Consider the following 26870-nt stretch of genomic DNA (forward strand, 5'->3'; position numbering starts at 1 on the left):
GCGGCGGACCGACGGCGCCGGCCGGGCGGGTCCTACGGGGTGCCGTACAGCTCCGCCAGCCGTCTCGCGTCCCGCGCGAACCGCTCGCGCAGCGTCTCCGGCGCCAGCACCTCCACCTCGGGTCCGAGCCCCCTGAGCTGACCGTGCGCCACCTCCTCCGACTCCACGGGCAGCGTCACCGTCACCCACCCGTCGGGGTCCGGCGCCGGCGCGTGCTCCAGCGCCGCCCGGGCGGCCGGCGCGTCGACGGCGTGCGGGAGTGCGCGCAGGCCCCGCGCCGACAGCCGCACCACCACCTCGGACCGCAGCAGCGACCGCGCGAACTCCTCGGCCCGGTCCGCCCAGAACGCGGGCAGGTCGAAGCCGTCGTCACGGGCGAAGCGCTCCTCACCGGCCGCCACCGCCGCGAACCGGTCGATCCGGTACACCCGGTACCCCCGATACGACGCACCGGAGCCGGAGCTCTCAGGGGCGCCGTCCGGGATCCCCGTCGCCCGCGCGCACAGGTACCAGACGCCCGCCTTCAGCACGAGCCCGTACGGCTCCAGCTCGCGGGTCACCTCGTCCCGTCCGCGCCGGTAGCGCGCGGTGATCCGCCGGTCGTCCCAGACCGCGTCCGCGACCGCCGGCAGCGACTCCGGTGTCCGGGGCTCCCGGAACCAGTTCGGCGCGTCCAGGTGGAAGCGCTGCGCCGCCGTACGGGAGGCGTCCCGCAGGGAGGGGAGCAGAGCCGCCGACACCTTCAGCCGGGCCGCCGAGGCCGCGTCCTCAAGACCCATCTCGCGCAACGCCCCGGGGACCCCGGACAGGAACAGCGCCTCCGCCTCGCCGCGCGCGAGGCCGGTCAGCCGGGTGCGGTAGCCGCCGATCAGACGGTAGCCCCCGGCCCGCCCACGCTCCGCGTACACCGGCACGCCCGCCTCCGACAGCGCCTGCGCGTCCCGCGTCACGGTCCGCTCCGACACTTCCAGCTCCCGGGCCAGTTCGGCGGCGGTCATGGTCGGACGGGACTGGAGGAGCAGCACCATCTTGATGAGGCGGGCAGCACGCATCCCCACATGATGCAGGAGAACGCGGGAGGCCCCCGCCGGAGCGGGGGCCTCCCGTTGGGGACCTTCTGACCGGGCCCCGCAAGGGCTCTCCTACAGGCCGTAGCGCTCGCGCGCCTCCTTCACGGCCGTCGCCTTGACCTCGCCGTTCCGGGCGAGCTGGGCCAGGGCCGCGACCACGATGGACTCGGCGTCGACCCCGAAGTGGCGGCGGGCGGCGTCGCGGGTGTCCGACAGGCCGAAGCCGTCGGCGCCCAGCGAGGACCAGTCCTGCTCGACCCACTGCGCGATCTGGTCCGGGACCTGGCGCATGTAGTCGGAGACCGCGAGGACCGGGCCCTGGGCGCCCTGCAGCGCCTGGCGGACGTACGGCACCCGCTCCTCGCCGCGCAGCAGCGCCGCGTCGGCGTCCATGGCGTCCCGGCGCAGCTCCGTCCAGGAGGTCGCGGACCACACGTCGGCGGCCACGCCCCACTCCTCGGCCAGCAGCCGCTGCGCCTTGAGCGTCCAGTGGATCGCCGTACCGGAGCCGAGCAGCTGGATGCGCGGGGCGTTCGCGGCCGGGGCCAGGCCCGCCGTCTCCGCCGTGTTGAAGCGGTACAGGCCCTTGACGATGCCCTCGTCGACACCGGCGGCGGACGGCTTGGCCGGCTGCGGCATCGGCTCGTTGTAGACCGTCAGGTAGTAGAAGACGTTCGGGTCCTCGCCCGGGGCCGCCTCGCCGTACATGCGGCGCAGGCCGTCCTTGACGATCGCGGCGATCTCGTACGCGAACGCCGGGTCGTACGACAGCGCGGCCGGGTTGGTCGCCGCGATCGCGGGCGAGTGGCCGTCCGCGTGCTGCAGGCCCTCACCGGTCAGCGTGGTGCGGCCGGCGGTGGCGCCCACCAGGAAGCCGCGGCCGAGCTGGTCGCCGAGCTGCCACATCTGGTCGGCCGTGCGCTGCCAGCCGAACATCGAGTAGAAGATGTAGAACGGGATCATCGCCTCGCCGTGCGTCGCGTACGACGTCGAAGCGGCGATGAAGTCGGCCATCGAACCGGCCTCGGTGATCCCCTCGTTGAGGATCTGGCCGTTGGTGGCCTCCTTGTAGTACATCAGCTGGTCGCGGTCGACCGGCTCGTACGTCTGGCCCTTGGGGGAGTAGATGCCCAGGGACGGGAAGAGGCTCTCCATGCCGAAGGTGCGCGCCTCGTCGGGGACGATCGGCACCCAGCGCTTGCCGGTCTCCTTGTCGCGGACCAGGTCCTTGACCAGGCGGACGAAGGCCATGGTGGTGGCCACGCTCTGCGAGCCGGAGCCCTTGTCGAAGGAGGCGAACGCCTTGTCGGCGGGCGCGGGCAGCGGCGCGATCGGGTGCACGCGCCGGGCCGGGGCGGGACCGCCGAGGGCGGCGCGGCGCTCCTGGAGGTAGCGCACCTCGGGGGAGTCGGCGCCCGGGTGGGCGTAGGGGACCACGCCGTCGACGAAGGCGCTGTCCTTGATCGGCAGTTCGAGCAGGTCGCGCATGTCCTTGAACTCGTCCACCGAGAGCTTCTTCATCTGGTGGTTGGCGTTCTTCGACGCGAAGCCGGTGCCGAGGGTGTGGCCCTTGACCGTCTGGGCCAGGATCACGGTCGGCGCGCCCTTGTGGGCGAGCGCCGCCCGGTACGCGGCGTACACCTTGCGGGACTCGTGGCCGCCGCGCGAGAAGTGGAAACAGTCGAGGATCTTGTCGTCGGACAGCAGCTTCGCCATCTCGGCGAGCTGCGGGTCCTTGTTGAAGAAGTCCTCGCGGATGTAGGCGGCGTCGCGCGTCTGGTACGTCTGCACCTGGGCGTCCGGTACCTCGCGCAGCCGGCGTACGAGCGCGCCGGTGGTGTCGAGCTGGAACAGCTCGTCCCAGGCGGTGCCCCACAGCGACTTGACCACGTTCCAGCCGGCGCCGCGGAACTGGGCCTCCAGCTCCTGCACGATCTTGAAGTTGGCGCGGACCGGACCGTCGAGGCGCTGCAGGTTGCAGTTGATGACGAAGGTCAGGTTGTCCAGGCCCTCGCGGGAGGCGAGGGTGAGCGCGGTGGTGGACTCCGGCTCGTCCATCTCGCCGTCGCCGAGGAACGCCCACACGTGGGAGTCGGTCAGGTCCTTGATGCCGCGGCTGGTCAGGTAGCGGTTGAACCGCGCCTGGTAGATCGCGGAGATCGGCCCGAGCCCCATCGAGACGGTGGGGAACTCCCACAGCCAGGGCAGCCGGCGCGGGTGCGGGTAGGACGGCAGGCCGTTGCCGCCGGCCTCGCGGCGGAAGTTGTCGAGCTGCTCCTCGGTCAGCCGGCCGTCGAGGTAGGCGCGGGCGTAGATGCCGGGGGAGGCGTGGCCCTGGACGTAGAGCTGGTCGCCGGAGCCGTCACCCTCCTTGCCCTTGAAGAAGTGGTTGAAGCCGGTCTCGTACAGCCAGGCCGCGGAGGCGAAGGTGGCGATGTGACCGCCGACGCCGTGCTTGCTGCCACGGGTCACCATCGCCGCCGCGTTCCAGCGGTTCCAGGCGGTGATCCGCTGCTCCAGCGCCTCGTCGCCGTCCACCGCGGGTTCGTCGGCCGTCGGGATGGAGTTGACGTAGTCGGTCTCAAGGAGCTTCGGCAGGGCCAGTCCGGCGCCCTCGGCGCGCTCCAGCGTGCGGCGCATCAGGTACGCGGCACGGTGCGGCCCGGCCGCCTGGGTGACGGCGTCCAGGGAGGCCTGCCATTCGGCGGTCTCCTCGGGGTCGCGGTCCGGGAGCTGGTCGAGCTCGCTCGGCTGGATGGCTTTGGGGTCGGTCATGTCGCCGCCTTCCTCAGTCGAAGGGGGTTCCCTCATCGGCAAGGGTTCGGGGGTGCCCTAGGTCTTTGGCAGGACAGGGCTGGCCTCTGGTGGGAGTCCAGAGAGGACTGTAACTCCGTGATCGATGATCGATCAAAGGGTTGAGAGGCAAAACCTCTTGATCACGAGAAAGTCGGCACGCGGTGCCTCCGGCGGTGGCACGGGGTGACGGTCCCGTCGGGGATACGTGCAGGTGAGAGGCGCGGGCGCGGATGAGCTCGGGGGTTCCCGTCGAGGGGCGTCCGCGGGGAGGCAGTGGCTGGTCGCGCAGTTCCCCGCGCCCCTGAAGCGCAGTTCCCCGCGCCCCTGAAGACCGGGCTGTGCCCGTCTTCAGGAGTTACGGCCGCGGCGCGCAGCCCAGGACGTGGGACTTGACGATCTCCGGGATGCGCGGGTCCCGGCGGCGGAAGGCGGCCACCAGCTCCTCGTGCTCCTCTGCGTAGGACTGCTGCACCGTCCCCAGCCACCGTATCGACAGCGCCGTGAACACCTCGATCCCCAGCCCCTCCCACGTGTGCAGCAGCACCGAGTTGCCGGCCGCCCGGACCAGCTCTCGGTGGAAGCCCACCGTGTGCCGCACCTGCCCCGTCCCGTCGGAGACCCGGTCGGCCTCGTACAGTGCGGCGACGTGCGGCTCCAGGGCCGAGCAGTCCACGGCGAGCCGGTCCGCCGCCAGCTCCGCCGCGATCGCCTCGAGGCCGGCCCGGACCGGGTAGCTCTCCTCCAGGTCGGCGGCGGTCAGGTTGCGCACCCGCACGCCCTTGTTCGGCGCCGACTCGATCAGCCGCAGCGACTCCAGCTCCCGCAGCGCCTCGCGCACCGGCGTCTGGCTGACCTCCAGCTCGGTGGCGATCCGGCGCTCCACGATCCGCTCGCCCGGCTGCCAGCGTCCACTGATGATCCCTTCCAGGATGTGCTCGCGGATCTGTTCGCGCAGCGAGTGGACGACGGGCGCGGTCATGAGAGCTCCTTCGGGCAGAGGGCCCCTTCGGCCCCCCGGGGCGATCGACGCTTAGACAATACGGCCGTCACGGTGCGCCGGTAGGGCGCACGGGGGCGCTTCGGCGCAGGTGAGACGAGACTTACACAGCGTGCCCCGGCGGGAACGCGACGAAGCCTGTCCGGAGCATGACAGTAACTGCGTCCGCCGCGCGACGGCGCCCGGGCCCCGACACGGCGGTGCCCCCGCCCGGAAGAACTCCGGGCGGGGGCACCGTGCAGGCCCACTGGCGAGGCGGCTACAGGCCGAGCTCGACCTCGAACTCGCCCGCCTCCAGGATCGCCTTGACCGCCGTCAGGTACCGGGCGGCGTCGGCGCCGTCCACCAGGCGGTGGTCGTAGGACAGGGTCAGGTACGTCATGTCGCGGACGCCGATGACCGTGCCCTCCTCCGTCTCGAGGACGGCCGGGCGCTTGACCGTGGCGCCGATGCCGAGGATGGCGACCTGGCCCGGCGGCACGATGATCGTGTCGAACAGCGCGCCGCGCGAACCGGTGTTGCTGATGGTGAAGGTCGCGCCGGCCAGCTCGTCCGGGCTGATCTTGCTGGCCCGCACCTTGCCCGCCAGGTCGGCGGTCGCCTTGGCGATGCCGGCCAGGTTCAGGTCACCGGCGTTCTTGATGACCGGGGTCATCAGGCCCTTCTCGGAGTCCACCGCGATACCGATGTTCTCGGTGTCGAAGTAGGTGATGGTCCCCTCGGCCTCGTTGATCTTGGCGTTGACCGGCGCGTGCGCCTTCAGCGCCTGGGCCGCCGCCTTCACGTAGAACGGCATCGGCGAGAGCTTGACGCCCTCGCGCGCCGCGAACGCGTCCTTGGCGCGGGCGCGCAGCTGCATCAGGCGGGTGACGTCGACCTCGACGACCGACGACAGCTGGGCCTGCTCGTGCAGCGCCTTGACCATGTTGTCGCCGATGACCTTGCGGATGCGCGGCATCTTGACGGTCTGGCCGCGCAGCGGGGAGGCCTCCAGGACGGGGGCCTTCTTCGCTGCGGGCGCCGCGGGGGCGGCCGCGGCCGGAGCCGGGGCGGCCTTCGCGGCCTCGGCGGCTGCGGTGACGTCCTGCTTGCGGATGCGGCCGCCGACGCCGGTGCCCTTGACGGTGGACAGGTCGACGCCGTGCTCGGCGGCGAGCTTGCGCACCAGCGGGGTGACGTAGGCGCCGTCGTCCGCCGGCTGGGCGGCGGCCGGGGCGGCGGGCGCGGCGGGCTGCGGGGCGGGAGCCGCCGGAGCCTGCGGGGCGGGCGCCGGAGCGGCCGGCGCCGGAGCGGCCTGCGCGGGGGCGGCCGGAGCCGGAGCCGGGGTGGGCTCGGGCTGGGCCGGAGCCGCCGGAGCCGGGGTGGGCTCGGGCTGCGCCGGGGCGGCCGGGGCCTCCTGGGCCGGGGCGGCGGCCGGAGCGGCACCCGCCTCGCCGATGACGGCGAGCTTGGCGCCGACCTCGGCGGACTCGTCCTCGCCGACCACGATCTCCAGCAGGGTGCCAGAGGTGGGGGCCGGGATCTCGGTGTCGACCTTGTCGGTCGAGACCTCGAGCAGCGGCTCGTCGGCCTCGACACTGTCGCCGACCGACTTCAGCCAGCGGGTGACGGTGCCCTCGGTGACGGACTCGCCGAGCGCGGGCAGGACCACGTCCGTGCCCTCGGCGGAGCCGCCGCCACCCTGACCGGCGGCGGCGTCGGCGGTGGGAGCGGGCGCCGGGGCGGCCTGCTCGGTCGAGGGGGCGGCCGGGGCGGGCTCGGGGGCCGGCTCGGCGACCTGCTCGGCCTGCGGGGCGGCCTCGGCGGCCGGGGCGCCGCTGCCGTCGTCGATCAGCGCCAGCTCGGCGCCGACCTCGACGGTCTCGTCCTCGGCGACCTTGATGGAGGACAGCACGCCGGAGACCGGCGCCGGGATCTCGGTGTCGACCTTGTCGGTCGAGACCTCGAGCAACGGCTCGTCGGCCTCGACGCGTTCACCCTCGGCCTTCAGCCAACGGGTGACGGTGCCCTCGGTGACGCTCTCGCCGAGCGCCGGCAGGGTTACGGAAACCGCCATGGTTTCGGTTGCTCCTTACGAAATTGCGGAAGTCTGTGTCGTCGCGCAGTGACCGAGGGAGGTCAGTCGTGGGAGTGCAGCGGCTTGCCGGCCAGCGCGAGGTGGGCCTCGCCCATCGCCTCGTTCTGCGTCGGGTGCGCGTGGACGAGCTGGGCCACCTCGGCGGGCAGCGCCTCCCAGTTGTAGATCAGCTGCGCCTCGCCGACCTGCTCGCCCATACGGTCGCCGACCATGTGGACGCCGACCACGGCACCGTCCTTGACCTGGACGAGCTTGATCTCGCCCGCGGTCTTGAGGATCTTGCTCTTGCCGTTGCCCGCGAGGTTGTACTTCAGGGCGACGACCTTGTCCGCGCCGTAGATCTCCTTGGCCCTGGCCTCGGTGATACCGACGGAGGCGACCTCCGGGTGGCAGTACGTCACCCGCGGCACGCCGTCGTAGTCGACCGGGACGGTCTTCAGGCCGGCGAGCCGCTCCGCCACCAGGATGCCCTCGGCGAAGCCGACGTGCGCGAGCTGGAGGGTGGGGGCGAGGTCACCGACGGCGGAGATGGTCGGGACGTTGGTCCGCATGTACTCGTCGACCAGGACGAAACCGCGGTCCATGGCGACCCCGGCCTCCTCGTAGCCCAGGCCCTGCGAGACCGGGCCGCGGCCGATGGCGACGAGCAGGACCTCGGCCTCGAACTCCTTGCCGTCGGCGAGGGTGACCTTGACGCCGTCCTGGGTGTACTCGGCCTTCTGGAAGAAGGTGCCCAGGTTGAACTTGATGCCCCGCTTGCGGAAGGCGCGCTCCAGCAGCTTGGAGCTGTTCTCGTCCTCGACCGGCACGAGGTGCTTGAGGCCCTCGATGATCGTGACGTCGGTGCCGAAGGACTTCCACGCGGAGGCGAACTCGACGCCGATCACGCCGCCGCCGAGGACGATCGCGGACTTCGGCACGCGGTCGAGCTTGAGGGCGTGGTCGGAGGAGATGATCCGGTCGCCGTCGATCTCCAGGCCCGGCAGCGTCTTCGGCACGGAGCCGGTCGCGAGCAGCACGTGCCGGCCCTGGACACGCCGGCCGTCGACGTCGACGGAGGTCGGCGAGGACAGCCGGCCCTCGCCCTCGATGTACGTCACCTTGCGCGAGGCGATCAGACCCTGCAGGCCCTTGTACAGGCCCGAGATCACGTCGTCCTTGTACTTGTGCACCGCGGCCACGTCGATGCCCTCGAACGTGGCCTTCACACCGAACTGCTCGCTCTCGCGGGCCTGGTCGGCGATCTCGCCCGCGTGCAGCAGGGCTTTGGTGGGGATGCACCCCTTGTGCAGGCAGGTACCGCCGACCTTGTCCTTTTCGATCAGGGCGACGTCCAGGCCCAGCTGAGCCCCGCGCAGGGCCGCGGCGTAACCGCCACTGCCACCGCCGAGGATCACTAGGTCGAAAACGGTGCTGGCGTCGTTCGCCACGTCACGTCCTCCATGCATGTGCGCCACGCCGGTCTCCAGTGACCGGTCGGCGGCTGGTGTCCGGCCGCTCTTTGTTCTCGGCCCTTGGGTGGGCCCTGCCCTGCCGGGCTCCATCTTCGCACTTGTAGGACCCGAACGAGACGCGGGGCCGCCGTGTGAGACGCCCCACGTTCCCGTGAGGGGAAGGGCCGGCGCAGTCGCCACCGACGGCACGGCAACGCCGGAAGGGGCGCGGGGCTGTGTCCGGCCTGCGGCTCCGCCGCGTGGGCGCGACCGGCCACGACGGACCCGCGGTCGCAAGACCACCCGCGCCCCCGAGCTGTCAGGCGCCCTGGCCCGGTCCTAGCCCAGCTCTCCCGCAGCCGCCAGCTCGGCGACCCGCACCAGCGTCCGCACCGCCGTCCCCGTGCCGCCCTTCGGTGTGTACCCGAACGGCCCGCCCTCGTTGAAGGCCGGACCCGCGATGTCCAGGTGCGCCCAGGTGATGCCCTCGCCGACGAACTCGCGCAGGAACAGGCCGGCCACCAGACCGCCGCCCATCCGCTCGCCCATGTTCGCGATGTCCGCGGTCGGCGAGTCCATGCCCTTGCGCAGGTGCTCCGGCAGCGGCATCGGCCAGGCCGGCTCGCCGACCTCCTCGGCAGCCTCGTGCACCGCGGAGCGGAACGCGTCGTCGTTCGCCATGACGGCGTACGTCCGGCTGCCCAGCGCCAGCATGATCGCGCCGGTCAGCGTCGCCACGTCGATGATCGCGTCGGGCTTCTCCTGCGAGGCCGCCCACAGCGCGTCGGCGAGCACCAGCCGGCCCTCGGCGTCGGTGTTGAGCACCTCGACGGTCTTGCCGCTGTACATCCGCAGCACGTCGCCCGGGCGGGTCGCGGAGCCCGACGGCATGTTCTCGGCCAGCGCCAGCCAGCCGGTCACGTTGGCCTCCAGGCCGAGCCGCGCGGCGGCGACCACCGCGGCGAACACGGCGGCGGCGCCGGCCATGTCGCACTTCATCGTCTCGTTGTGCCCGGCCGGCTTCAGCGAGATGCCGCCCGAGTCGTAGGTGATGCCCTTGCCGACGAAGGCGAGGGACTTCTTCGCCTTGGGCGAGGTGTACGACAGCTTCACCAGCCGCGGACCCGACGCCGAACCGGCGCCGACGCCGAGGATGCCGCCGTAGCCGCCCTTGGTGAGCGCCTTCTCGTCGAGCACCTGCACCTTGATGCCGTGCTCCTTGGCGGCGGCCTGCGCGACGGCCGCGAACGCCTCCGGATTGAGGTCGTTCGGCGGGGTGTTGACCAGATCGCGGGCGCGGTTCAGCTCCTCCGCGACGGCAGCGGCACGCTCGACCGCCGCCTTGTACGCCTTGTCGCGGGGCTTGGCGCCGAGCAGTGCCGCCTCCGCCAGCGGGGCCTTGCCGCCGCCCTTGGCCCCGGCGTCCCTGCCGCTCTCCTTGTAGGCGTCGAAGGAGTACGCGCCGAGCAGCACGCCCTCACCGACGGCGCCCGCGTCGGCGGCCTCGGCGAGCGGGAGGGCGAACGCGGCCTTCTTGGCGCCGGCCAGGGCGCGCGCGGCGACACCGGCCGCCCGGCGCAGCGCCTCGGCGTCGTAACCGGCGCCCTTCCCGGGCTCGGCGCCCAGGCCCACCGCCACCACGACGGGCGCCTTGAAGCCGGACGGTGCGGGCAGCTTCGTCACCTCGCCCTCGGCGCCGGACGCACCGAGGGTCTCCAGGACACCGGCGAGGCGGCCGTCGTACGCCTTGTCCACGGCCTCGGCGCCCGGTGCGACGGACGGGCCCTTGGCGCCCTTGGCGACACCGATCACGATCGCGTCGGCCCGCAGGCCGGGCGCCGCGGCGGTGGAGAGAGTCAGAGCAGTCACGGTGGTGAATTCTCGCTTCCGTATGAAGTCTGGTGTGGCCGAATGCTGGTGGGTCGACCGGGCCCGACATCCGACCCTGGATCCCTCCTGCGATGCGGTCCTCGCCCGGACAGGCGAACACTCGGCACGAGCCTACGCTCGCGCTCCGTCCCGCTTGCTCCCGGCTTGCTCCCGAGGGCCCCCGTTTCCCGCCCGGGGTCCCGGATTTCCCGCCCGGGGCCGCGGATGGGAGATCATTCCCGGGGCACGCCGCCCCGCCACCCGCCCCCGCACACTGGAGCACCCCCGTGAAACGCCCGGTCCTGTCGACAGCCCTCCTCCTGCTGCTCGCGGGCTGCACACCGGCCCCCGGCGGCGGCGAAGCCGCGGACCGCTGGCAGCCGCGGCCCGGCACCGACTGGCAGTGGCAGCTCAGCGGCAGGCTCGACACCTCCGTCGACGTGCCGGTCTACGACATCGACGGCTTCGAGCACGGCGAGGACGCGGTCGCCGGCCTGCACGACGACGGCCGCAAGGTCATCTGCTACGTCTCCACCGGCGCGTGGGAGGACTTCCGCCCCGACGCCGGGGAGTTCCCCGAGTCGGTGCTCGGCGAGGGCAACGGCTGGGAGGGCGAGCGCTGGCTGGACATCCGCGCGACGGACGTCCTGGAGCCGCTGATGGCCGAACGCCTCGACATGTGCCGCGAGAAGGGCTTCGACGCCGTCGAACCGGACAACATGGACGGCTACAAGAACGACACCGGCTTCCCGCTCACCGGTGACGACCAGCTCCGCTACAACCGGCTGATCGCGAAGCTCGCCCACGACCGCGGGATGGCCGTCGGCCTCAAGAACGACCTCGACCAGATCCCCGACCTGGTCGACGACTTCGACTTCGCGGTCAACGAACAGTGCGCCCAGTACGGCGAGTGCGAGGACAACCAGCCGTTCATCGACGCGGACAAGGCGGTCTTCCACGTCGAGTACGAGCTGCCCACCGAGCGCTTCTGCGCCGACTCCCGCGAGTGGCGGCTGAGTTCGATGCTGAAGAAGTACGAGCTGGGGGTGTGGCGGGAGGCCTGCTGAGCGCTTGCGTCTGCCGGGCCGAGAGGGCAGCGGCGCCCTGGGGCGCGTCGCGCCCGCCGGGCCTAGCCGAGGGCCAGCGCCACGAGGGCCGTGGTGGACGCCGTCTCCGCGACGCCTCCGAAGACGTCCCCCGTGACCCCGCCGAAACGGCGCACGCAGCGCCGCAGCAGCACCTCGGCGGCGGCGACGGCGCACACGACGGCGAGCGCCGTGCGGAGCGCGTCGTACGCCCCCAGGTACGCCCCCGCCGCCGCACCGGCCAGGGTGACGGCGGCGGCCGTGCCCAGCGCGCCGCCGGCCGGTACCACCCCGGCGACCGCCGCGCCCAGGCCCTCCGGGCGGGCGGCGGGCACGCCGGACCGGGCCGCGAGCGTGAGCGCGAGGCGGGCGGCGACCGCGGAGACCACGGCCGCGACCGTGCCGCGCGCCCAGGAGTCGTCGTAGGCCTGTGCCAGGGCCGCCACCTGCGCGAAGAGCGTGAACACCAGGGTGAGCACACCGAACGGGCCGATGTCCGACTGCTTCATGACGCGCAGGGCGTCCTCGGCGGGCTTCCCGCTGCCCAGGCCGTCCGCGGTGTCGGCGAGGCCGTCGAGGTGCAGTCCGCGGGTGAGTACGGCGGGTACGGCGGCGGCGGCGACGGAGGCGAGCAGGCTGCCGGCGCCCAGGAACAGCAGCAGGAGCCCGGTGACCGCGGCTCCGGCGCCCACGACCAGCCCCACCACGGGTGCGCACAGCATGCCGCCGCGCGCCGCCTCCCTGTCCCACCGGGTCACCCGGACCGGGATCACGGTGAGGGTGCCGAAGGCGAAGCGGAGTCCGTGGGGGAGGCCGGGGAGCGGGGGGCTGGGCACCGGCGCAGACTACCCGGCGCACGGCAGGGTCCCTGCCCCCGCCCTCGCTCTCGCCCTCGCGCCGCGGACTACGCGACCGGGGCCGGGGCCGGCTCCCCCGGGTCGTCGGTGGCCTCCGGCAGCTCCGCCGCCAGCGCCGCCGCCGCCTGCACCACCGGCAGGGCCAACAGGCCGCCCGCGCCCTCACCCACCCGCACGCCCTGGGACAGCAACGGCTCCAGAGCCATCCGGTCCAGCGCCTTCGCCTGCCCCGGCTCCCCGCTGTCGTGCGACGCCAGCCACCAGTCCGGCGCCCGGAACGCCACCCGCTGCCCGACCAGCGCGCACGCCGCCGTCACCACCCCGTCCAGGACCACCGGCACCTTCCGCACCGCGCTCTGCAGCAGGAAGCCCGTCATGGCGGTGAGGTCAGCCCCGCCCACCGTGGCGAGGAGCCGCAACTGGTCGCCGAGGACCGGCCGCGCCCGGCGCAGGCCGTCGCGGATCGCCGCGCACTTGCGCATCCACGCCAGGTCGTCGATCGGCAGGCCGCCCCGCCCGGTGACGACCGACGCGTCCGTCCCGCACAGCGCCGCGACCAGCACGCCGGCCGCCGTCGTCCCGCCCACGCTCACGTCGCCGAGCACCACCAGGTCCGTGCCCGAGTCGGCCTCCTCGTCGGCCACCGCCACCCCGGCCTGGAAGGCGGCCTCCGCCTCCTCCAGGGTCAGCGCGTCCTCGATGTCGATGCGCCCGCCGCCGCGCCGCACCCGGTGCCCCGCCACCTCGGCCGGCAGGCTCTCCGGGTCGCAGTCCAGGGCCATGTCGACGACGCGCACCGGTACGCCCAGGCGCCGGGCGAGCACGGACACCGGCCGGCCGCCCTCCAGCACCTCGCGCACCAGGTCGCCCGCACCGCCCGCGGGCCGCGCCGAGACGCCCAGCTCCGCCACCTTGTGGTCGCCGGCGAAGAGCACCACCCGGGGCTTCTCGACCGGCCGCACCGGTACGGCGGACTGCGCCGCGGCCAGCCACTCGCCCAGCTCGTCCAGGCGTCCCAGTGCTCCGGGCGGAACGGCCTGACGCTCCCGGCGCGCCTCCGCGTCGCGACGTACCCCGCCGTCGGGGCGCTCGATCAGGTCGGTGAAGTCGTCGAGATTCAGCGAGCTCATTCGCCGAACAGTACCGGCCCCGGTCGAACGGCAGGGCGGGCCCGTCGGCACCGCGCCCGAGCGGCGTCGTTGCGCCCCGGGACGCGATCACCTACGTAACGTTTTGCCTGGATTGTCGTACGTCTCTCCGCGTACGGCCTCGCCTCGCGTCGGGAGCCGCCCATGTCCGCACCCCCCGTCCCCCCGGTGCCTCCCGTCGTCCCCCCGGCGCCCGCTGTTCCCGCCCTGCCGCCCGTTCCCCGGTACGGGCCGTCCCGGGCCGACTGCCCCTGGTGCGGCTCGCGGCGGCTGCGTACCCGGCTGCGGCGCGAGGAGCCGGGGCCGGGAACGCCCGGGCGGCCCGTGCTCGAACGGTGCGCGGACTGCCGGTACGGGTTCTGGAACCCGCCGGCCGCGGCGGAGCCTCCCCTGCTGCGGGCCGCGGTCCGGCTCCGGCACCGGTCGGCCGCCCGCGCGCTCTTCCGCCGCTGTCCGGGGCCCGAGAGCTGGCTGGACGTCGGCACCGGCGACGCGGACTTCCCGTGCACGGCCCGCGCCTACTTCCCGTACACCTCCTTCGACGGCCTGGACGCCACCCACCGCGTCCTGCGCGCGCGGGCGGCCGAGCGCGTCGAGGAGGCGTACGTCGGCCGGCTGACGGACCCGCACATCGCCGCCCGGCTGCGGGCCCGCTACGACGTCGTCAGCCTCTTCCAGTACCTGGAGCGCCTCCCCGACCCCCGCGCCGAACTGCGCGCCGCGGTGTCCGTGCTCCGCCCCGGCGGCCACCTCCTCGTCGACGCGGCCGATCCGCGCCGCCCGCTTCCGGTGGGGCTGGGCGCCGAACTGGTGGCCCGGGGCTGCACGCTCCTCACCGGCGACCGCTCCCACCGCGTCCTCGCGCGCAAGGAGACGTCAGCCCCGTAGGGCCTGTCTGACGATTCCCGTCAGACAGGCCCCAGCACCAGGGCCCGGCCCGCCACCACCAGCAGCACCTGCTCGCACTCGGCCGCGAACGCCGCGTTCAGGCGGCCGAGTTCGTCGCGGTAGCGGCGGCCGGAGGCCGTGGCCGGGACGATGCCCGAGCCGACCTCGTTCGACACCGCCACCAGCGTGCGCCGGGTGGCGCGGACCGCCTCCGTCAGCTCCCGCGTCCGGTCCCTGAGCGCCCGTTCGCCGCCGTCGGCCCACTCCGCGTCGTCCCACGCGCCGACCGCGTCCATCGCGTCCGTCAGCCACAGGGAGAGGCAGTCGACGAGGAGGGGCGGCCCCGCGTCCTCCAGCAGGGGGACCAGGTCGCAGGTCTCGGCGGTGCGCCAGGACCCCGGGCGGCGCTCGCGGTGCGCGCAGACCCGGGCCGCCCACTCGGTGTCGCCGCCCCGGGTGCCGCCGGTGGCCACGTAGAGCACGTCGGGGAAGGACTCCAGGCGGCGTTCCGCCTCCACCGACTTGCCCGACCGGGCGCCGCCCAGGACGAGGGTGCGCCGCGGTACGTCGGGCACCTCCTCGTACGCGCCCACCGTGAGCGTCGTCCCGTCCGGCACCGCCCGCGCGCCGGCCGCCGCGAGCCGCCGCGCCAGCTCCGCGCCCGGCGGCACGTCGTGCCCCAGGTGGACCGCGACGACGTCCGTCGTGGGGCCGGCGGCGCCCACCGCCCGCAGCCGCGCCAGCGCGTCCGGCCGCCCCACGACGTCCGCGAGGATCAGGTCGTACGGCTCCACGGGCTCCTCCAGGCCGGCGGGGGAGCCGCCCGGCGGGACGTAGAGCAGCCGCCCGCCGTCCGGGCCCGTCACCGCGTACCCGGTGCCCGGCGCGTCCAGCGCCACCGCCCGCACCCGGTGCCCGGTCAGCAGCGCCAGCTCCCGCCCGTCCGGCACCCGGCCCGGCTGCGGCAGCCCGGCCGGCACCTCCACGGCCGGGCCGTCGTGCGGGTGGGAGAGCAGCACCTGCCGGACGCCGGTCAGCGAGCGCCCGGCCCGCGCCGCGGCGAACGCCGCCCCGGGCGTCAGGTCGAGCAGCAGCGCCCCGTCCACCAGCAGCGCGGTCGCCGCGCGCGCGTCCTCGCCCTGCGCCGCGGCACAGGCCGCGCAGGGGCAGTCGGGGCGGGGGAGTCCCGCGGGGGCACCGGTGCCGAGCAGTGTCACGTCCACGCACCGATTTTCCCCGCTCGCCCGGCGACGTGCGCGCCCGAGTCCCCCATCGAGAGCGGGGCCCGGCCACCCGGGCCTTCTGGGGCGTGTCCGGCTCAGCGCATAGGCTGCGGGCGGAGGCAGGACCAGGGTCCGGCTTCCGCTCAGCTCGTGCTCACACCTGGGAGGCGTACATGGCGGCATGGACGTGGCGGTTCGAGACGGCCGACGGGACGGAGGTCCGGCCCGCGGTGCAGCCCGATGAGTTCACCACGCAGGGGGACGCCGAGTCGTGGGTCGGGGAGTACTGGAAGGACCTCAAGGAGGGCGGCACCGACCAGGTGCGGCTCTTCGAGGACGCCACCGAGATCTACGGTCCGATGAGCCTGCACGCCGAGGAGTCGGCGGCGGCCGAGTCCGAGGCCGAGTCGGAGGTCTGACGGGCCGGGGCGGAGGGCCCCGGGGCGGGCGGGGGCGGTGGAGCCCCCGTCACTGCTCGCCCAGTGTCACCTCGGCGGTGCGCTCGTCGCCGTCCCGGGTGTACGTCACCTTCGTCCGGTCGCCCGGCCGCATCGGGGCCAGCGCCTCGGCCAGTGAGGTGATCGTGGTGATGTCCGTACCGCCCAGCTTCACGACGACGTCCCCGGACCGCAGCCCCGCGTCGTCCGCGGCCCCGCCGCGGCTCACCTCGACGACGGCCGCGCCCGCGGGCCGGTAGCCGTCGTCGACGACCGTGCGGGCGGTGATGCCCAGCGCGGCCCGCCCCGAGTCGGTGACCCGGCCCTCCTCGACGATCTGCCCGGCCACCGTCGACACCATCGACGCCGGGATCGCGAAGCCGATGCCGGGCGCCGCGCCCTCGCCGAGGCCCGGGTCGGTGGCCGCCAGCGTCGGGATGCCGATCACCTGCCCGTCAAGGTTCACCAGGGCGCCGCCGCTGTTGCCGGGGTTGATGGCCGCCGACGTCTGCACCATGTTGGCGATCGTCGCGCCCGTGCCGCCCCCGCTGCCGCCCTCCGTGACGGTCCGCCCGGTCGCCGAGACGATGCCCTGCGTCACGCTGGAGGACAGGCCGAGCGGCGAACCCATCGCCAGTACGATCTGCCCGACCGCGACCTTCGCGGAGTCCGCGAGGCGGGCCGCCTTCAGGCCCTCGGGCACCTTGTCGAGCTTGACGACCGCCAGGTCCTGCTCGGGATAGGACGAGACGAGCTTCGCGCCCAGGGCCCCCTCCGCGCGGGCGGTCGTCACCCGGAAGGACTTGCCGTCCCCGACGACGTGCGCGTTGGTGACGACGTGCCCCTTGTCGTCGTACACGACTCCCGAACCCAGCGAGTCGCCCGCCTGGATCTGCACCACCGACGGCAGCACGTCCTCGATCACCCGCTCGTAGTCGGCCTGCAGATCGCTCGCCGCGCGCGGTACCGCGGCCCGCGCCGTCTCGCCCTCCCGCGCGCGGCCGGACCCCGGGCCGGAACCGGACTCGGAGCAGCCCGTCACGGGGAGCAGGAGCAGCAGGGTGCAGGCCGGCACGGTCACCGGGCCGGACAGCCGGGACACGGCACGGGCGGCACGGGTCGCACGGGTACGGGAAGCGTCCATGGCCCGAGTCTCGTCGCGCTCCGTGTCCCCGGCCCGCGCTGAACACCCGAACGGGCGTAGCGGCGGAGGAGACGGGCGAGGAGGGAGGGGCCCCAGGGGCCGTGCTAGCCCCGGACCCCGCACAGGTGCAGCAGCGCCGCGATCCCGCGGTACGGGTCCGTCCGGCCCGCCCGTTCCTCGGCGGCCAGCAGGGCGTCGGCGTCGTCCGGCGGCGCGGTCCCGTCGGGCGCGGTGTCCGTGAAGACCCGCACGCCGTACCAGGTGTGCAGCGGCGCCCCGATGCCGGCGAGCTTCGCCGTCAGCGTCGCCAGCCGGTCCGCGCGCACGTCGACGCCGAGCCGGTTGCGGTACGCGGTGGTGTCGAAGGCGGCCAGCGCGCCGGTCCAGTCGCCGTGCAGGCCGGGGCGCATGGCGAGCGCGTCGGCGTTGCGCACCAGGAGGGACAGCAGCCCGCCCGGCGCGAGCATCCGGGCCAGCCCCGCGAGCAGCGGGTCGGGTTCCTCGACGTACATGAGCACGCCGTGGCAGAGCACCACGTCGAAGCTGCCCGGCAGGAAGTGCACGCCGGTGTCCCGGCCGTCCCCCTCGACGATCCGCATCCGCTCCCGGATGCCCTCCGGCTGCCCTGCCAGCGCCTCGCGCGCGGTGGCGATCATCGCCGTGTCCCGCTCCACGCCGGTCACCTGGTGCCCGGCCCGGGCCAGCCGCAGCGCCTGGGTTCCCTGGCCCATGCCGACGTCGAGCACCCGCAGCCGCCTGCCCACCGCGAAGCGCCCGGCTATCTGCTCGTCCAGCTGGCGGGCCACCAGCTCCTGCCGTACGACGTTGCGAAGCCCGGACAGCCCCGCTGTCCAGGCCTCGGCCGCGCCCTCGGTGAACGGCGTCGTGCTCAGGGCCGCTCCCCGCGCTTGACCTGGGGCTTGGGCAGCCGCAGCCGGCGCATCTGGAGCGAGCGCATCAGCGCGTAGGCGACCGCGCCGCGCCGCCGCTCGTCCGGGAAGCGCTCGGCGAGCCGCTTCTTCAGCCGGAAGCCGGTGACGGCCGAGTCCAGCACGATCAGCACGATCACGACCAGCCACAGCAGCAGCGCGACGTTCTGCAGCGAGGCCACCCGGATCATGCTCAGCACGAGGATGATCACGGCCATCGGCAGGAAGTACTCCGCGATGTTGAACCGCGAGTCGATGAAGTCGCGCGCGAACTTGCGGACCGGGCCCTTGTCGCGGGCCGGCAGGTACCGCTCGTCGCCCTTCGCCAGCGCCTCGCGCTGCCGCGCCATCGCGGTCCTGCGCTCCTCGCGCTGCCGCTTGGCCGCGTCCTTGCGCGTCATCGGCGTATTGGCGACGCTGCGGCGCTGGGACTGGGCCACGCTGCGCTTGGGCGTGGGCCTGCCCTTCGGGGCCTGCGGGTCGCGGGGCTGCTTGGAGTCGGTCACCTGCGCGCTGACGGCGCTCTGGGCCTTCTCATCCTTGGCACGGCTACGGAACACAAAACCCAAGGGTACGGGGTCCCGGGGTGTGGACCCCAGTCCGGTGGGGAACGATCCGGCAACGCCGGTCGTCTGTAAAAGGACAGAGCGGACGTTGTGCGTGCGGCGTACGGGCTCGGACACCGGTGCATTCCGGACACCCCGGGGAGCACCTACTCCCTACGCCGGACCGGGAGCGTGCGCAGTCGTCCTTGGGGATGAGCGCATCCGTCCCCGAACAGTGCGGTAATGGAGTCGGGCCCCGTACTGTGGGTTCTGTTGTAGTCGCTGGAGCCGGAGTCGGTCAGAAGGGGGCGCGCGAAGCCCATGAGCGGTGTCATGAAGCGTATGGGGATGATCTTCCGCGCGAAGGCCAACAAGGCCCTTGACCGGGCCGAGGACCCGCGCGAGACCCTCGATTACTCGTACCAGAAACAGCTGGAGCTGCTGCAGAAGGTGCGCCGCGGCGTCGCCGACGTGGCGACCAGCCGCAAGCGCCTGGAGCTGCAGCTCAACCAGCTCCAGTCCCAGTCGGGCAAGCTGGAGGACCAGGGCCGCAAGGCGCTGGCGCTGGGCCGGGAGGACCTGGCCCGCGAGGCACTCTCCCGCCGCGCCGCCCTCCAGCAGCAGGTCACCGACCTGGAGACGCAGCACGCCACGCTCCAGGGCGAGGAGGAGAAGCTCACCCTCGCGGCCCAGCGCCTCCAGGCCAAGGTGGACGCCTTCCGGACGAAGAAGGAGACCATCAAGGCCACCTACACGGCGGCCCAGGCGCAGACCCGCATCGGCGAGGCGTTCTCCGGCATCTCCGAGGAGATGGGCGACGTCGGCATGGCGATCCAGCGGGCCGAGGACAAGACCGCCCAGATGCAGGCCCGGGCCGGTGCCATCGACGAGCTGCTCGCCTCGGGCGCCCTCGACGACCAGTCCGGCATGCACAAGGACGACATCCAGGCCGAGCTGGACCGGCTCTCCGGTGGTACGGATGTAGAGCTGGAGCTGCAGCGGATGAAGGCCGAGCTGTCCGGGGGCAGCACCTCGGACCGGCAGGCCATCGAGGGCGGCCAGGACCAGGGCCAGGGCAGTCCGCAGCCCCAGCAGCAGCCGCAGGACACCCCGCGGTTCGACAAGCAGTAGCTCCACGCCTAGGAGGGCGACATGATCGTACGGATCATGGGGGAGGGCCAGCTGACGCTGCCCGACGGCCGGCTCGCCGAGCTGGACACGCTGGACGACGAGCTCCTGGCCGAGATGGAGAACGGCGACGGCCCGGGCTTCCGCGCGACCCTCCAGGCCCTCCTGGCCAAGGTCCGCGAACTGGGCGAGCCGCTCCCGGAGGACTCCCTGGAGCCCTCCGACCTCATCCTCCCGTCCCCGGACGCCACTCTGGAGGAGGTCAGGGAACTCCTGAGCGACGACGGCCTGATTCCGGGCGGCGCGTAGGTTCCCGCACTCTGGGCGCCGGGCGGCAACACTCAGCCCGTCCGGCGTTTGAGGGCGAGGCCGTCCAGGCCGAAGCGGGGGTCCGGGGGCGCAGCCCCCGGGGGCCGACGTCCACTGAACGCCGCCCCACTCAAAACAGGCGCCCACTCCAGCTACCGTAAACAAGCGTGAGCACCCTCGCCCGCGCCCGCTGCACCCTCGGCGCCCACCCCTCCGCGCTGGACACGGCCCTCGCCACCGCCGTCCTGGTGTGCATGCTCGCGGGTTCCTTCGTGGATCCGCACGGTCCCGAGGGCGTCAGCTGGGAGCTGCGCACCCCCGACGCGCTGAGCCTCGCGCTCATGGCCGTCGGCGCCGCCGCCCTCGCCTTCCGCCGCCGGGAGCCCATGGCGGTCCTTGCCGTCACCGGCTGCGCCTCCGTCGTCGAGAGCGTCACCGGCGAACCCCGCGCCCCGGTCGTCATGTGCGCCGTCGTCGCGCTCTTCACCGTCGCCGCCTCCGCCGACCGCACCACCACCTGGCGGGTCGGTCTGCTCACCATGACCGTCCTCACCGGCGCCGCCATGCTGGCGGGTCCGCTGCCCTGGTACGCGCAGGAGAACCTCGCTGTCTTCGCCTGGACCGGCATCGGCGCCACCGCCGGGGACGCCGTCCGCAGCCACCGGGCCTTCGTGCAGGCCATCCGGGACCGGGCCGAGAAGGCCGAACGCACCCGCGAGGAGGAGGCGCGCCGCCGGGTCGCCGAGGAGCGGCTCCGCATCGCCCGCGACCTGCACGACGTGGTCGCCCACCACATCGCCCTGGTCAACGTCCAGGCCGGTGTCGCCTCGCACGTCATGGACAAGCGGCCCGACCAGGCCAAGGCGGCCCTCGCCCACGTACGGCAGGCCAGCCGCAGTGCCCTGGACGAGCTGCGGGCCACCGTCGGCCTGCTGCGCCAGTCCGGCGACCCGGAGGCGCCGACCGAGCCCGCTCCGGGCCTCGCCCGCCTCGGTGAACTCGTCGGCACCTTCCACCACGCCGGGCTGCACGTCGAGGTGGCCCGCGCCGACCAGGGGACCGAGCTGCCGGCCGCCGTCGACCTCGCGGCGTACCGCATCATCCAGGAGGCCCTGACCAACGTCCGCAAGCACGCGGGGGAGCGGGCGAAGGCCGAGGTCAGCGTCGTAAGGGTGGGGCCGAACATCGAGGTGACCGTGCTCGACGACGGCACCGGCACCGACGACGGCGCTCCTACCGACGGTGCCCCCGCCGACGGCGGCGGCCACGGCCTGCTCGGCATGCGCGAGCGGGTCACCGCCGTGCGCGGCATCCTCACCACCGGTCCCCGCTACGGGGGCGGTTTCCGGGTCCATGCGATCCTTCCGGTCAGAAGCCGTACCGACGCCGCCGACGCCGTGGAGGACCTCGTATGAACACCGCTGTGGAGCACTCCGTATGACGATCCGTGTCCTGCTCGCCGACGACCAGGCGCTGCTGCGGAGCGCCTTCAAGGTGCTGGTCGACTCCGAGCCCGACATGGAGGTGGTGGGGGAGGCGTCCGACGGCGCGGAGGCGGCCCGGCTGGCCGCCGAACGGCGGGCCGACGTGGTGCTGATGGACATCCGGATGCCCGGCACGGACGGTCTCGCCGCCACCCGCCTGATCAGCGCCGACCCGGCCCTCGCCCATGTCCGCGTGGTCATACTGACCACCTTCGAGGTCGACGACTACGTGGTGCAGTCGCTGCGCGCCGGCGCCTCCGGCTTCCTCGGCAAGGGCTCGGAGCCCGACGAACTCCTCGCCGCCATCCGCGTCGCGGCCGGCGGCGAGGCGCTGCTGTCGCCGACCGCCACCAAGGGACTGATCGCCCGCTTCCTCGCCCAGGAGGGCACGGGCGACGAGAACCGCGATCCGGCGCGCGCCGAGCGGCTGCGGTCGCTGACCGGACGCGAGCGCGAGGTGCTGGTCCAGGTGGCCGGCGGGCACTCCAACGACGAGATCGCCGAACGCCTGGCGGTCAGCCCGCTCACCGTGAAGACCCACGTGAACCGGGCCATGGCCAAGCTGGGCGCCCGCGACCGCGCCCAACTGGTCGTCATCGCGTACGAGTCAGGGTTGGTACGTCCAAGGGTGGAGTGACCTCTACCCGCGTGTACTGCGGCGGGAGTAGGTGCCGCATAAGGAAATGGACCTGGGGCCTAGGGAACCGGGGTCCGCCATGGCTCAGGGTGTTGGAGTGGGCGCTCATCCGTTGCCCGCACCCGGCGCTCACGTGCCCCGCACCCGGCGCTGCCACGTGCCCCGTTCCCTGCTCGGCCACAGAAGAGAGACCCTGACCCATGTCCTGGCTGTCGAGATTCAGCCTCGCGCAACGGGCCCTGATAGGGCTGATGTCGATCGTCGCGCTCGTCTTCGGGGCGATCGCGATCCCCCAGCTCAAGCAGCAGCTGCTGCCCACCATCGAACTGCCCATGGTGTCGGTCCTCGCCCCGTACCAGGGTGCCTCGCCCGACGTGGTCGAGAAGCAGGTCGTCGAGCCGATCGAGGACAGCCTCGAAGCCGTCGACGGCATATCGGGCGTCACCTCGACGGCCAGTGAGGGCAGCGCCGTCCTCATGGCGTCCTTCGACTACGGCCCGGACACCCAGCAGCTCGTCGCCGACGTCCAGCAGGCCGTGAACCGGGCCCGCGCCCAGCTCCCGGACGACGTGGACCCGCAGGTCATCTCCGGTTCGACGGACGACATCCCGACCGTCGTCCTCGCCGTCACCTCGGACAAGGACCAGCAGGCACTGGCCGACCAGCTCGACAAGACGGTCGTCTCCGAGCTGAAGAACATCGACGGCGTCGCCCAGGTCACGGTCGACGGCGTCCGCGACGTGCAGGTCACCGTCACGCCGGACGACGCGAAGCTGGCCGGGGCGGGCGTGGCTCCGCAGGCGCTCGCCCAGTCCCTCCAGGCCGGCGGCGCGACCGTCCCCGCGGGCTCCTTCGACGAGGACGGCGCCAACCGCACCGTCCAGGTCGGCGGCGGCTTCACCTCGGTCAAGCAGATCCAGGACCTCATGGTCACCGGTGAGGGCGTCGACGAGCCGGTCCGCCTCGGCGACGTCGCCACCGTCAAGGAGGAGGAGGCCAAGGCCGACTCGCTCACCCGCACCGACGGCAAGCCGTCCCTCGCGGTCGCCGTGACGATGGACCACGACGGCAGCGCGGTCTCCATCTCGAACGCCGTCGAGGACAAGCTCCCCGACCTGCGCGAGCAGCTGGGCTCCGGCGCGACCCTCACCGTCGTCAGCGACCAGGGCCCGGCGGTCTCCAAGGCCATCTCGGGCCTGACCACGGAGGGCGGGCTCGGTCTGCTCTTCGCCGTCCTGGTCATCCTGGTCTTCCTGGCGTCGATCCGCTCCACCCTGGTCACCGCGGTCTCCATCCCGCTGTCGGTGGTGCTGGCGCTGATCGTCCTGTGGACGCGCGACCTGTCGCTCAACATGCTGACGCTGGGCGCGCTGACCATCGCCATCGGCCGCGTCGTCGACGACTCGATCGTGGTCCTGGAGAACATCAAGCGCCACCTCGGCTACGGCGAGGAGCGCCGGGAGGCCATCCTCAAGGCCGTCCGCGAGGTCGCCGGAGCGGTCACCTCCTCCACGCTCACCACCGTCGCCGTGTTCCTGCCGATCGGTCTGGTCGGCGGCATGGTCGGCGAGCTGTTCGGCTCCTTCAGCCTCACCGTCACCGCCGCGCTGCTCGCGTCCCTGCTGGTGTCGCTGACGGTCGTCCCGGTCCTGTCGTACTGGTTCCTGCGGCCCCCGAAGGGCACCCCCGAGGACGCGGCCGAGGCCCGCCGCCTCGCCGAGGAGAAGGAGGCGAGGAGCCGCCTGCAGCGGTTCTACGTCCCCGTCCTGCGCTTCGCCACCCGCCGCCGCCTGACCAGCGTGGCCATCGCCGTCGTCGTGCTGATCGGCACCTTCGGCATGGCGCCGCTGCTGAAGACCAACTTCTTCGACCAGGGCGAGCAGGAGGTCCTCAGCATCAAGCAGGAGCTGGAGCCGGGCACCAGCCTCGGCGCCACCGACGCCCAGGCCAAGAAGGTCGAGAAGCTGCTCGGCGACACCGACGGCGTCAAGGAGTACCAGGTCACCATCGGCTCGTCCGGCTTCATGGCCGCCTTCGGCGGCGGCACGGACACCAACCAGGCCTCGTACCAGGTGATGCTGGAGGACTCGGCGTCCTACGAGGACGTCCAGGACCACCTGGAGGACGGGCTCGCGAAGCTCGACGGCATCGGCACCACCACGGTCGCCGGCGGCGACGGCTTCGGCAGCCAGGACCTGAGCGTCGTCGTCAAGGCCGCCGACGCGCAGGTGCTGCGCGACGCCGCCGAGCAGGTCCGCAAGACGGTCGCCGAACTCGACGACGTCACCGACGTCACCAGCGACCTCGCCGAGAGCGTGCCGCGCATCTCGGTCAAGGCCAACGCGAAGGCGGCCGGGGCCGGGTTCACCGACCAGACCCTCGGCGCGGCCGTCGCCCAGGCGGTGCGCGGCACCCCGGCGGCCAAGGCGACGCTGGACGACACCGAGCGCGACGTCGTCATCCGGTCGGCGCAGCCCGCCGAGACGCTGGACGAGCTGAAGGCACTGAACCTGGGCCCCGCGAAGCTCGGTGACATCGCCACCGTGGAGCTGGTGGACGGCCCGGTGTCGATGACCCGCATCGACGGCCAGCGCTCGGCGACCGTCACCGCCAGGCCGACCGGCGACAACACCGGCGCGGTCAGCACCGACCTCCAGACGAAGATCGACGGTCTCGACCTGCCGACCGGTGCCACGGCGGAGATCGGCGGCGTCACCGCCGACCAGGACGAGGCGTTCGTCAACCTCGGCCTCGCCATGCTCGCGGCGATCGCCATCGTGTTCATGCTGCTGGTCGGCACCTTCCGGTCGCTGGCCCAGCCGCTGATCCTGCTGGTGTCGATCCCGTTCGCGGCGACCGGCGCGATCGGCCTGCTGATCGCCACCGGCACCCCGATGGGCGTCCCGGCGATGATCGGCATGCTGATGCTGATCGGCATCGTGGTCACCAACGCGATCGTGCTGATCGACCTGATCAACCAGTACCGCAAGCAGGGCTACGGCGTCGTCGAGGCCGTCCTGGAGGGCGGCCGCCACCGGCTGCGCCCCATCCTGATGACGGCCCTGGCGACGATCTTCGCCCTGCTCCCGATGGCGCTGGGCGTCACCGGAGAGGGCGGCTTCATCGCCCAGCCGCTCGCGGTGGTCGTGATCGGCGGCCTGATCACCTCGACGCTGCTGACCCTGCTCCTCGTCCCGACGCTCTACGCGATGCTGGAGCTGCGCAAGGAGCGGCGCGCGAAGAAGAAGGCGGCGAAGCGGGGCGGCGACGTGCCGCCGCAGGCCGCGACCTCGCAGGAGCCGGAGACGGCGAACGTCTGAGGCGTCCGGAAACGGCCGGGGCCCCGCGCGACACCGAAGGCGGTCGCGCGGGGCCCCGGCCGTGCGGGCGCGATTCCTACGGCAGCGCGAGCATCCGCTCCAGTGCCAGCTTCGCGAACGCCTCCGTCTCCCGGTCGACCTCGATGCGGTTGACGAGGGTGCCCTCGGCCAGCGACTCCAGCGTCCAGACCAGGTGCGGGAGGTCGATGCGGTTCATGGTCGAGCAGAAGCAGACCGTCTTGTCGAGGAAGACGACCTCCTTGTCCTCGGCGGCGAAACGGTTCGCCAGCCGCCGGACCAGGTTCAGCTCGGTGCCGATGGCCCACTTGGAACCGGCCGGGGCCGCCTCCAGGGCCTTGATGATGTACTCGGTCGAGCCGACCTGGTCCGCGGCGGCCACGACTTCGTGCTTGCACTCCGGGTGCACCAGGACGTTGACGCCGGGTATGCGCTCCCGCACGTCGGCGACAGAGTCCAGGCTGAAGCGGCCGTGCACCGAGCAGTGCCCCCGCCACAGGATCATCTTCGCCGCGCGCAGCTCCTCGGCGCTCAGCCCGCCGTTCGGCCGGTGCGGGTTGTAGACGACGCAGTCCTCCAGGGACATGCCCAGGTCCCGCACCGCCGTGTTGCGGCCGAGGTGCTGGTCGGGCAGGAAGAGCACCTTCTCGCCCTGCTCGAAGGCCCAGTTCAGGGCGCGCTCGGCGTTGGAGGAGGTGCAGATGGTGCCGCCGTGCTTGCCGGTGAACGCCTTGATGTCCGCCGACGAGTTCATGTACGAGACGGGCACGACCTGCTCGGCGACCCCCGCCTCGGTCAGCACGTCCCAGCACTCGGCGACCTGCTCGGCGGTGGCCATGTCCGCCATGGAGCAGCCGGCGGCCAGGTCGGGCAGGACCACCTTCTGGTCGTCGGAGGTGAGGATGTCGGCCGACTCGGCCATGAAGTGCACACCGCAGAAGACGATGTACTCGGCCTCCGGGCGCGCGGCGGCGTCCCGGGCCAGCTTGAAGGAGTCGCCCGTGACGTCCGCGAACTGGATGACCTCGTCGCGCTGGTAGTGGTGACCGAGGACGAAGACCTTGTCACCGAGCTTCTCCTTGGCCGCGCGGGCGCGTGCGACCAGGTCCGGGTCGGAGGGCGAGGGCAGGTCGCCGGGGCACTCCACACCGCGCTCGCTCCTCGGGTCGGCCTCGCGGCCGAGCAGCAGCAGGGCGAGGGGCGTCGGCTGTACGTCGAGCTCCTGGGTTTGGGCGGTGGTCACGACACGCACCCTTTCTGTTTCTCGTCGACCCTTTTCGTCGAACTGACGCTATATATCATATCCGCTTCACGTCACTTTGACGATGCCCATAGTGTCGGTGTGACGTGAATCCCGGTGCGCTCGCCGCGGTCGGTGGCGCGTACCTCACGGGACGCGACCCCGGCACACTCGGAGCAGCTCACTCCCGGCAGTCCGCCGATACGTCGGCCGCAGCAGGCGTGGCCGTGCTGCTC

At 73.1% G+C, this 26870-nt stretch carries 21 protein-coding genes; 8 read left to right on the plus strand and 13 right to left on the minus strand.

All coding sequences use genetic code 11. The features are described from left to right. Window positions 1-32 precede the first annotated feature (32 nt). The 6 genes from IG94_RS0103310 to IG94_RS0103335 all read right to left on the minus strand — a co-directional run bounded on the left by IG94_RS0103310 (window position 33) and on the right by IG94_RS0103335 (window position 10242). Window positions 33-1052, minus strand: coding sequence for a helix-turn-helix transcriptional regulator (locus IG94_RS0103310; protein ID WP_031030706.1), 1020 nt, complete (start codon window positions 1050-1052; stop codon window positions 33-35). A 90-nt stretch (window positions 1053-1142) separates the two neighbouring features. Continuing rightward, window positions 1143-3845: a pyruvate dehydrogenase (acetyl-transferring), homodimeric type gene (gene aceE / locus IG94_RS0103315; protein ID WP_031030710.1), complete on the minus strand. Its 2703-nt coding sequence runs from the start codon at window positions 3843-3845 to the stop codon at window positions 1143-1145. Between the two features lie 376 nt (window positions 3846-4221). Beyond that, complete coding sequence (locus IG94_RS0103320) at window positions 4222-4845, minus strand: GntR family transcriptional regulator (RefSeq protein WP_031030713.1); 624 nt, start codon at window positions 4843-4845, stop codon at window positions 4222-4224. 277 nt (window positions 4846-5122) lie between these two features. Beyond that, a complete protein-coding gene (sucB, locus tag IG94_RS0103325) occupies window positions 5123-6919 on the minus strand; it encodes a 2-oxoglutarate dehydrogenase, E2 component, dihydrolipoamide succinyltransferase (RefSeq protein WP_031030716.1) in 1797 nt (598 codons plus the stop codon). Between the two features lie 62 nt (window positions 6920-6981). Then, entirely contained in the window at window positions 6982-8370 is a 1389-nt protein-coding gene (gene lpdA, locus IG94_RS0103330; RefSeq protein ID WP_031030719.1) for a dihydrolipoyl dehydrogenase, read from the minus strand. A gap of 342 nt (window positions 8371-8712) precedes the next feature. Continuing rightward, window positions 8713-10242, minus strand: coding sequence for a leucyl aminopeptidase (locus tag IG94_RS0103335; RefSeq protein ID WP_031030723.1), 1530 nt, complete (start codon window positions 10240-10242; stop codon window positions 8713-8715). A gap of 287 nt (window positions 10243-10529) precedes the next feature. Between IG94_RS0103335 and IG94_RS0103340 the strand changes: the two genes are divergently transcribed. After that, window positions 10530-11309 (plus strand): endo alpha-1,4 polygalactosaminidase, encoded by a 780-nt coding sequence (locus tag IG94_RS0103340; protein WP_031030726.1) that lies wholly within the window; start codon window positions 10530-10532, stop codon window positions 11307-11309. 62 nt (window positions 11310-11371) lie between these two features. Here the strand turns inward: IG94_RS0103340 and IG94_RS0103345 are convergent, their stop codons facing one another. Continuing rightward, on the minus strand, window positions 11372-12163 hold the full coding sequence (locus tag IG94_RS0103345) for an adenosylcobinamide-GDP ribazoletransferase (protein WP_031030730.1): 792 nt from the start codon (window positions 12161-12163) through the stop codon (window positions 11372-11374). A 68-nt stretch (window positions 12164-12231) separates the two neighbouring features. Beyond that, on the minus strand, window positions 12232-13314 hold the full coding sequence (cobT, locus tag IG94_RS0103350) for a nicotinate-nucleotide--dimethylbenzimidazole phosphoribosyltransferase (protein WP_031030731.1): 1083 nt from the start codon (window positions 13312-13314) through the stop codon (window positions 12232-12234). A 162-nt stretch (window positions 13315-13476) separates the two neighbouring features. Here cobT and IG94_RS0103355 point away from each other — a divergent pair, with 162 nt between their 5' ends. Next, complete coding sequence (locus IG94_RS0103355; protein ID WP_031030734.1) at window positions 13477-14220, plus strand: class I SAM-dependent methyltransferase; 744 nt, start codon at window positions 13477-13479, stop codon at window positions 14218-14220. 20 nt (window positions 14221-14240) lie between these two features. Here IG94_RS0103355 and IG94_RS0103360 read toward each other — a convergent pair whose 3' ends face one another. After that, on the minus strand, window positions 14241-15443 hold the full coding sequence (locus IG94_RS0103360) for a bifunctional adenosylcobinamide kinase/adenosylcobinamide-phosphate guanylyltransferase (protein ID WP_031030736.1): 1203 nt from the start codon (window positions 15441-15443) through the stop codon (window positions 14241-14243). A 173-nt stretch (window positions 15444-15616) separates the two neighbouring features. On the opposite strand from IG94_RS0103360, the gene IG94_RS0103365 reads away from it, so the two are divergent. Next, window positions 15617-15862: a hypothetical protein gene (locus tag IG94_RS0103365; RefSeq protein ID WP_043482850.1), complete on the plus strand. Its 246-nt coding sequence runs from the start codon at window positions 15617-15619 to the stop codon at window positions 15860-15862. 49 nt (window positions 15863-15911) lie between these two features. Here IG94_RS0103365 and IG94_RS0103370 read toward each other — a convergent pair whose 3' ends face one another. The 3 genes from IG94_RS0103370 to IG94_RS0103380 form a co-directional block, all read right to left on the minus strand. Continuing rightward, window positions 15912-17024: a S1C family serine protease gene (locus tag IG94_RS0103370; RefSeq protein WP_031030742.1), complete on the minus strand. Its 1113-nt coding sequence runs from the start codon at window positions 17022-17024 to the stop codon at window positions 15912-15914. Between the two features lie 104 nt (window positions 17025-17128). Further along, entirely contained in the window at window positions 17129-17830 is a 702-nt protein-coding gene (locus IG94_RS0103375) for a class I SAM-dependent methyltransferase (RefSeq protein WP_031030745.1), read from the minus strand. An 83-nt stretch (window positions 17831-17913) separates the two neighbouring features. After that, the gene (locus IG94_RS0103380) at window positions 17914-18552 is read right to left on the minus strand and encodes a DUF3043 domain-containing protein (RefSeq protein WP_078535819.1); all 639 of its coding nucleotides are present in this window, start codon (window positions 18550-18552) and stop codon (window positions 17914-17916) included. A gap of 279 nt (window positions 18553-18831) precedes the next feature. On the opposite strand from IG94_RS0103380, the gene IG94_RS0103385 reads away from it, so the two are divergent. The 5 genes from IG94_RS0103385 (at window position 18832) to IG94_RS0103405 (ending at window position 25376) form a co-directional block, all read left to right on the plus strand. Continuing rightward, window positions 18832-19629, plus strand: coding sequence for a PspA/IM30 family protein (locus IG94_RS0103385; protein WP_263435732.1), 798 nt, complete (start codon window positions 18832-18834; stop codon window positions 19627-19629). 21 nt (window positions 19630-19650) lie between these two features. Further along, window positions 19651-19935, plus strand: coding sequence for a PspA-associated protein PspAA (gene pspAA, locus IG94_RS0103390; protein ID WP_031030751.1), 285 nt, complete (start codon window positions 19651-19653; stop codon window positions 19933-19935). Window positions 19936-20102: 167 nt separating this feature from the next. Continuing rightward, entirely contained in the window at window positions 20103-21350 is a 1248-nt protein-coding gene (locus IG94_RS0103395) for a sensor histidine kinase (protein ID WP_031030752.1), read from the plus strand. Window positions 21351-21372: 22 nt separating this feature from the next. After that, complete coding sequence (locus IG94_RS0103400; RefSeq protein ID WP_031030754.1) at window positions 21373-22056, plus strand: response regulator; 684 nt, start codon at window positions 21373-21375, stop codon at window positions 22054-22056. Window positions 22057-22256: 200 nt separating this feature from the next. After that, on the plus strand, window positions 22257-25376 hold the full coding sequence (locus tag IG94_RS0103405) for an efflux RND transporter permease subunit (RefSeq protein ID WP_031030756.1): 3120 nt from the start codon (window positions 22257-22259) through the stop codon (window positions 25374-25376). 76 nt (window positions 25377-25452) lie between these two features. Here the strand turns inward: IG94_RS0103405 and nadA are convergent, their stop codons facing one another. Further along, window positions 25453-26637 carry a quinolinate synthase NadA gene (gene nadA / locus IG94_RS0103410; protein WP_031030758.1) on the minus strand — a complete coding sequence of 395 codons (1185 nt, stop codon included), beginning with the start codon at window positions 26635-26637 and terminating at the stop codon, window positions 25453-25455. Window positions 26638-26870: the final 233 nt, after the last annotated feature.

Origin of the sequence: Streptomyces olivaceus, from assembly GCF_000721235.1 — a bacterium.
Lineage (GTDB): Bacteria > Actinomycetota > Actinomycetes > Streptomycetales > Streptomycetaceae > Streptomyces > Streptomyces olivaceus.